We start from the raw sequence: 7218 nt of genomic DNA, 5'->3' as shown, positions 1-7218 counted from the left end.
TCTATGACTGGAGCGAGAGAAGTTAATACTTCTTCTACGGCTTGGTAAAACTCTTTTTGAGCCGGGCTACTGTGTTGCAACGCAACAATAGTATCGTGTATGTGTGACATAGATCTCTTCCTTGATATGAATAAGCAATCAGTTTATATGAATTTATTCCCATTAAATAGTGATTTTGACCAATTCTCAATGGCTATAATGGTCTTTCCTGCGGATGAGAACGCTCAATTTCCAACTTCTGGTCGTATTGATGAGGAAGATTAAGTGAGTGACATGATTGGATGGTTGAGTGATCGGTTTCACATATAGCGAGCAGAAGCCAAATTAGTCGATATTGTTGTGCTGTCACGCAAACTGTTTTTGTTAACTCGGTGTTAACATTTGAGCGTGTTGACTCGAAAAAGATAAAAATATGCATGAGCTTAAGACTCTGGACTCGTTTATTCAGCAAAACGGTCTACCAGTGTTTGGCCATCTTGATGGGATTCCCACATCTTTACAGTTAGATAAGTTTACCTACCTTGATGAGATGGATAAGCCAGCGTCTAAGTGGCGCCGTTACTGTGACTATAAGCAGTTTCAGTTCGTTAATTTGGTCACACCTAACTACGTGATTGGGGTTGCGATTGCGGATATTAGGTATTTAGCATCTGGTTTTTGCTATCTGTTTGACATTCAAAATAATGAGTTAGTGGAGCAGCAGTGGTTAAAGCCTTTTAATATTGATTATCAAACTCAGCCTTCCAGTTGGTCTAGTCATGCCCATCTTGCTGACAAAAGTATTCAGTTTTCTATTCAGAATGGTATTTGGCACGTCCACTTTGTGACAAAGTCTGTCAATGCTGATCTCTACTTACGTCCAGAAAGTATGAGTTTGCCATTAATGTTGTGTACGCCAACCGGTTATGCGGGTTGGACTTATACGCAGAAACATAATGCGTTAACGGTAGATGGCAATTTATTCATATTAGGAAAGGAACAAGATCTCTCAGAAGTGGCTGCTGGTTACGACTTTTCCGCTGGGTACATGCGACGGGAGACAAGCTGGCGGTGGGCGAGTATTAATTGCTTTGAAAGCGGCAGACGGTTGGGGCTGAACTTAGCTGCGGGTGTCAATGAAACGGGCTACTGTGAAAATGTATTCTGGATTAATGGTGAACGGCATTTTTTACAGCCTGTTCAGTTTCAATTTTCACGAAATGATGAAGGACAAAGGTGGCATATCACGTCGGAAGATAAACGGATTGACCTAGTATTCACGCCTTTAAATCGACGTTCAGAAAAGAAGAACTTTTGGTTTCTCAAAAGCAATTTTCGTCAATATATCGGCTATTTCTCTGGCTACATCGTTGATGGGAATGGTATCAAACATCAGTTAGAAGAAGTCATAGGTCTTACTGAAGATCACTATGCAAAATGGTAGAAACACAATGGATTGGACACAGTTGATGGAACGCCCTGAATTACTTCTGATGATTTTGGCGCCTGTTTTCTTTTTATGTATGGTTGCAGAGTATTGGTTTGGACAACGAAGGGGACGTTTACCTGAAAGCGCGACGTATTATATTCCGGAAGTTGTATGTAATTTTGTGCTTGCGGGCTTACACCAAGCGACAGACATACTCACAGGTTTACTGATAGCTCAGTTATATTTGTGGTGGTTTGATTGGCGATTGTTTGATATCGAAATGAGCGTTTCAGCGTTTTTGTTACTTGTCGTCCTGCAAGATTTTTTCTATTACTGGTTTCATCGAGCTAGCCACCGTATTCGTTGGATGTGGGCTGCGCACGTGGTCCATCACAGCTCGGAGAGAATGAATTTCAGCACCGCGTTTCGTCAAAGCTTGATGTATCCGTTAGCGGGGATGTGGGTTTTCTGGTTGCCTTTGGTGATTATTGGCTTTGATCCTAAGTGGGTCGTCTTCGTTGTGCTGTTTAATCTGGGCTTACAGTTTTTTGTTCATACTCAATCAATTCGCTCGCTTGGACCGCTAGAGTGGGTATTTAACACGCCATCTCATCATCGTGTTCATCATGGTATAAACCGTCAGTACATCGACAAAAATTACGCGGGAGTGTTGATTATCTGGGATCGGATGTTTGGAACGTTTGAACCAGAAGTGGAAACCGTTAGGTATGGAATTTCTAAACCTGTAAACAGCTTTAATCCCATTCGTGTGACGTTTGCAGAATGGAAAGATATGTTTTATGACGTAACACGACCAAATTTAACGTGGAAACAACGTTGGCGCTGTCTATTTGCTCCGCCATCGGATTCTTTTGAGTAGATTGAGATAAAAGAGATTGGAGCGGGCAGCGGGAATCGAACCCGCATCATCAGCTTGGAAGGCTGAGGTAATAGCCATTATACGATGCCCGCGCATCGATAGGACTCAGGTAATATGCCACACTGAACGAAAAAGAAAAGTCTTTTCTCATCAATTGTTTGTCAGATGCCTAAAAAAGTAGCGTCTTGGTGTTAAAGTGTCCATTGTCTCTGTTTTTCAGGAGGGTCAGCGATTCCGCTTCTAAAATCGATGGCTGCTAATTAGGGGCAAACACACTGTCTACTAGCGTTTAGGCATTGATGATATTCAAGATTGTCAGTGTAAAGGTTAATCGCGTTTATTGAACAGTCAGGTTTCATGGTCAAGACTAGATATTGAAATGATTACTTTTTACTGCTGAAGCGTATGTATAGCACTAGCGTAATTCCGCTGAAACAGTCAGCTTAACCAAAGGAGATTTAACATGTGGAAAGGTTTGATATTAGGGGCGGTGATGATGCTCGTATCGGCTTGTACAACCGTAACAACGGATGTTGATAAGCAAGCCGATTTTTCAGCTTACAGAACGTTTGATTTCGGTGCCCAAGCAGAAGCCCCTACGAGTATTGATGGTCGACGTATTGAACAAGGATTGGCTGAACAGCTTGAAGACAAGGGCTTAATTAAAGTGAATAGTGGTGGGGACCTTTACGTTCATCATGATATCGTCGAAGAGTCCGAGCTTGTCTCTTCTGGGTCTTCGGTGAGTTTCGGTTATGGTTGGAATAGCTTTGGCGTGATCACTTCAAGCCCGGAACGATACAAAGAACGTAAGTATGGCAAACTGGTGGTAGAGCTTGTTGATGCAAAGGCTAATCAGGTTGTGTGGAAAGGTGTTTCAAGCAGGAAACTATCTGAGTCTATGAGCTCTGAGAAAAGAGAGTCTCTGATTGAAGAAGAAATTGCGAAAATGTTTGAAAACTACCCTTACGGTGAAAAATAATTAGTATTCTTAACGATTAAGAATACTAATTGCCAATCGTTACGCACAGGGTTAAAAGAACTTATTATTTTGGTTTTGGTTACCTTTGTGCGTACGACTCTGATTGCTTTACTCGGACTACTTTTCTGCTTGTTGGCTCCGAGCATGAGTATGGCGCACTCATACCCAAATTTTCTTTCCTTTCATAACCAGAATATTGCTGTTGACGCTAAGTCGAAGCACTTTTCAGAACACCCTGCCTCTCCAATACAACAAGACTATCCGAGTTTAAACAGCCGGAATATATTGAGGGTTAGCCATTCTAAGGAAACGAGCTCGAACGACGATGTAGAACTCGAATGGTTTGAAACGCTTGCTGTAGTTTGGTGGACACATCGTTCGGCAATTCACTCGATGGGGCTGCTAAAACGCATCGGCAATGAGGCTTTAGGTCGTTGTGTTGAAAGTATTTTTACTCATTCTAAATACAGAATCGGTGCGAGGAAAGAATCGAATCTCATATACCGCTTTATACATGCTCGCTAACACATTCCATGTTTTTACAATTTTTGGTTAGTTATGCTTAGGAGCGGTTTATGTTTGATTCGATAATTCAGGTCTTGAGTGCCTTTTGGCATCAAGATTTTACGGCGTTAATGGCGCCAGGCGGTGCAGGATTGGTTTATTTTGTTGTTGCTGCGCTTATCTTTTTGGAAAGTGGTTTTATTCCTGCTGCGCCATTCCCATGCGACAGTGTCGTCGTATTATCCGGTACGCTGGCGGCGGTTGGTGTCCTTGATCCAATAATGATCATGTTGGTGATAGCTGTTAGTGCGGGATTGGGAAGTTGGGCAGCTTACTTACAAGGCAAGTGGCTAAATCGCTTACCTAAGGTCCAAGGCTGGGTGAGCGCGGTTCCTCAAAAGCGTTTGGAACAGGTCGACGTATTACTCAGTAAACATGGATTGATCGCGCTTTTTTGTGCGCGGTTTATTCCGGTTGTTCGTTCCCTATTGCCATTAATGATGGGGTTGCGAGTGAAAGGTATTAGTAAATTCCATTACTTTGCGTGGCTGAGTGCGATTTTATGGACGCTGATATTATGCGGTTTTGGTTTATTGCTTCCCTTGTTACCAGAGAATATAAGCAAAACGATCACAATGCTATTAATGGCGGCCCCAATAATTACTCTTGTGATTGGGGTGCTTAGTTTCTTGTTTGTTAAAGCACGTCGAGCGTTCTGTAAATCCAAGGATGTGTCAGAGTTTTCTCAGTAAGTTTACTTTGATTTGCACTTTTAAGCTTGTATACAGATTAGACATCTAATCGGCTGGTTTTTATCAGTAAAAAGAAAGGCGCAATGTATGCGCCTTTCTTTTTGAGTGTCGTTAGGGTTTCGAGTTTAATAGCCAATGCTATATAGGTACTCGCCAACCTCTTTACACTGAGACTTGTAGATAGTTTCTACTTCGGATTCATTCTTATCTGCTGCTTTAAATTCAAGCTCAGCAGAAGATAACTGGCTGAAACTATAGTTTCTTTCAGACATTAGGTAGTGTCTGAACATCGCTCTGTGTTCAGGAACCGCAATACGTGCATTAGAAACATTGGCACACTCTAGCAGAGTCTCATTGCTCATTTCTTCTGGCTTTGCTTCTGTGTTAGCGAAGGCTGAGCCCGTTGCAAATAGTAATGCTAGTGCGATAGTCGTAGCGAATTTTGTCATTATATGGACCTCAAATTGGTTCTAGTAACAATGAGCGTATTGGTTCTCATCGTTACATTTCCGTGTTCTCTGTATGTCATAAAAAGTTAAACAACAGGGAAGGCGTTGCGACCATGAGTAAAGACGTACATTAAATTGGCTTCTTTTCTTCCTGAGAGTCGATAGAGAGAGCGTTTACTCATCAGCCCGCCATAACCATCAAGAGGTAAGCGAGATGCTTGTTTTGCCAATTCCAATAGTGGTGGGGAAGAGAAAGCAACAAGTAAAAAATAATCAGGAGTAAAATCTGATGATAAAACACCATCAGTGGCGGATGTTCGGCGGCAGGAAACCAGCGCTAACAACTCGCGCTTTATATGCAGATAATAACCTTCTGAGCCCCAAGAACTTGGAGAGGCAAAAGTATGGAATTCGCTATGTGCTAGTTCAAAATCGTCTTGTTGCGCAAGTTTAAGCAAGCGTTCAGAGGTGTAATGTTTAGTGTGGTGATACGTATGCGCATATGAGGCAACGATGAACCCTGAAAATAGGGACAATGAAAGCATCAATAATATACGGTGTAGATAACGCAAGAAGTAACCCTAAACATATAACGTCATAGACTATCACTATGACTACGGAATCTTAGTGACACTATGATAACAATGAAAATCGGTGTCTGACCAACTCAGCGTATACTAACGAGATGGAAGAGGGATGAACAGAGTTTTCTGATGTTATTTGGGTATAAGCTAATACCTAAATAATTTTAGCGTTGAGGCAAGCGAAAACTGGAGAAACAGGTAAAGAGAGTCATGAGACAAGGAAGCTTGAGCCAATCCGATTATTTGTTAGGGAAGAAATAGAGCATTCTTCCCCACATAATTTGCACCGCGTTATGCGCTTGCATAAATAACACTGCCGCCTTTTATGGTGTCAATGATCTCACGAGACAACTTCTTTGGCAGTGCAGGGCAACCCCAACTGCGCCCAAGGTAACCATTCTTCTTGATAAAAGAAGGGTTAGCATAGTCGGCACCGTGCACAACGATATAACGCTCGCGAGCTTTATCGTTCAACCCTGAGCTTAGACCATCTAATCGAAGTGAATAACCATTTGATCCGTAGTAGGTGGTGTCAGTCAAAAACGTACCCAGTGATGTTTTACGCGAGTTCACCACATTTGAAAACTGCGTCGCTGTTTTCTTTCCACTGTTCACACCGTGAGAAACATAAGTATTGTAGATAAGCTTCTTTTTATCTAAATCAACCACATAAAAGCGTTTTTCAGTCGATGGTTTACTATAGTCGATAATGGTTAGTACTGATTTCTTTCTATCGGGTGTTTTTTGGTACGCGATATAAGCGTCACGAAACAATTTAAAGTCTACTACGCCATCTAACTTTGCTTGTTTGAACACTTGTTCAATTTGATTCTGTGGTATGTGACTTTTGACTTCGTTATCTGCTTGTTTTGCAAAGGCAAAAGGAGAGGCAGACAGAAATGTCCATATAAATAATAAAATTAACTTTTTCATCTTGGCTAAATAAAACTCTATGGTGTTACAAATTTACCGATTGCTTCATGCATTCGTTAAAACAACATGCACATCAATATAATTCTATTCCCAATGTTTCTTATTGTACGCTTAGGTACTTAATATTGGGTTAACGATAAGTTTTCAAGTTAAAAACTAACTGTTTGAAACTCAAATAAATTATGAAGTTAATCGATTGTTTCGATAAACTTCGGCATAAATAATATCTGATATGTGTAATTAATAAAACTGTGTTTAAGGATATTTGTGAGGTGGCGAATTTATAAAAACGACGTTTTATTTTTCTAGATTAGAAATTCTTTTTATTTCAATATGTTTGTTTTTTGTACGTCTATTTAGCTTGCGTTTAGATTTGTGATTTGACTCGTAACAAATCGTAACGTCAACTCGTTATGTGTGTTAGTGCATTTTAAGTGAATGGGTAAACAACAAGATGGATAAGAAAGGTAGAGAAATACTGAGAAGAAGGGCATTTCTTGTTCACAAGTGATAAAGCTAAGTCTAAGTGGAGCCGACAAATGAGCTTCTACACGAATCATCTAAGCCGGTGATTAGCAGTACAAAAGTAAGTTTTGTCAGCTTTTACTTATTTCCTCTTGTTTTCAATTAAATACATAAAATCTGAACTAAACTTACCAAAAAGTAATTCTATCGTTTTGATTAAATATTTAAATAACTGTGAGGTTTCATCGAAAAATAATAATA

8 protein-coding genes and 1 tRNA gene are annotated in these 7218 nt (G+C 40.5%); 5 read left to right on the top strand and 4 right to left on the bottom strand.

Going from position 1 to position 7218, the window contains the following annotated elements; genetic code table 11:
* Window positions 1-412 precede the first annotated feature (412 nt).
* Window positions 413-1423: a DUF2804 domain-containing protein gene (locus tag ACWYVB_RS04755; RefSeq protein WP_048624941.1), complete on the top strand. Its 1011-nt coding sequence runs from the start codon at window positions 413-415 to the stop codon at window positions 1421-1423.
* A 7-nt stretch (window positions 1424-1430) separates the two neighbouring features.
* A complete protein-coding gene (locus tag ACWYVB_RS04750; protein WP_065645933.1) occupies window positions 1431-2288 on the top strand; it encodes a sterol desaturase family protein in 858 nt (285 codons plus the stop codon).
* A gap of 17 nt (window positions 2289-2305) precedes the next feature.
* Here the strand turns inward: ACWYVB_RS04750 and ACWYVB_RS04745 are convergent.
* A tRNA-Gly gene (locus tag ACWYVB_RS04745) sits at window positions 2306-2380 on the bottom strand.
* Between the two features lie 371 nt (window positions 2381-2751).
* Here ACWYVB_RS04745 and ACWYVB_RS04740 point away from each other — a divergent pair.
* The 3 genes from ACWYVB_RS04740 to ACWYVB_RS04730 all read left to right on the top strand — a co-directional run bounded on the left by ACWYVB_RS04740 (window position 2752) and on the right by ACWYVB_RS04730 (window position 4526).
* Entirely contained in the window at window positions 2752-3270 is a 519-nt protein-coding gene (locus ACWYVB_RS04740) for a DUF4136 domain-containing protein (RefSeq protein ID WP_005397138.1), read from the top strand.
* Between the two features lie 87 nt (window positions 3271-3357).
* On the top strand, window positions 3358-3795 hold the full coding sequence (locus ACWYVB_RS04735; protein ID WP_258667410.1) for a hypothetical protein: 438 nt from the start codon (window positions 3358-3360) through the stop codon (window positions 3793-3795).
* A 50-nt stretch (window positions 3796-3845) separates the two neighbouring features.
* Window positions 3846-4526, top strand: coding sequence for a DedA family protein (locus tag ACWYVB_RS04730; protein ID WP_053807828.1), 681 nt, complete (start codon window positions 3846-3848; stop codon window positions 4524-4526).
* Window positions 4527-4651: 125 nt separating this feature from the next.
* Here ACWYVB_RS04730 and ACWYVB_RS04725 read toward each other — a convergent pair whose 3' ends face one another.
* The 3 genes from ACWYVB_RS04725 to ACWYVB_RS04715 all read right to left on the bottom strand — a co-directional run bounded on the left by ACWYVB_RS04725 (window position 4652) and on the right by ACWYVB_RS04715 (window position 6492).
* A complete protein-coding gene (locus ACWYVB_RS04725) occupies window positions 4652-4975 on the bottom strand; it encodes a hypothetical protein (protein WP_046875977.1) in 324 nt (107 codons plus the stop codon).
* Between the two features lie 86 nt (window positions 4976-5061).
* A complete protein-coding gene (locus ACWYVB_RS04720; protein WP_006741015.1) occupies window positions 5062-5520 on the bottom strand; it encodes a hypothetical protein in 459 nt (152 codons plus the stop codon).
* A gap of 330 nt (window positions 5521-5850) precedes the next feature.
* Complete coding sequence (locus ACWYVB_RS04715; RefSeq protein ID WP_006741014.1) at window positions 5851-6492, bottom strand: murein L,D-transpeptidase catalytic domain family protein; 642 nt, start codon at window positions 6490-6492, stop codon at window positions 5851-5853.
* Window positions 6493-7218: the final 726 nt, after the last annotated feature.

This window comes from Vibrio sp. JZG10 (assembly GCF_054064075.1).
This window is presented reverse-complemented; position numbering and strand designations above follow the sequence as displayed.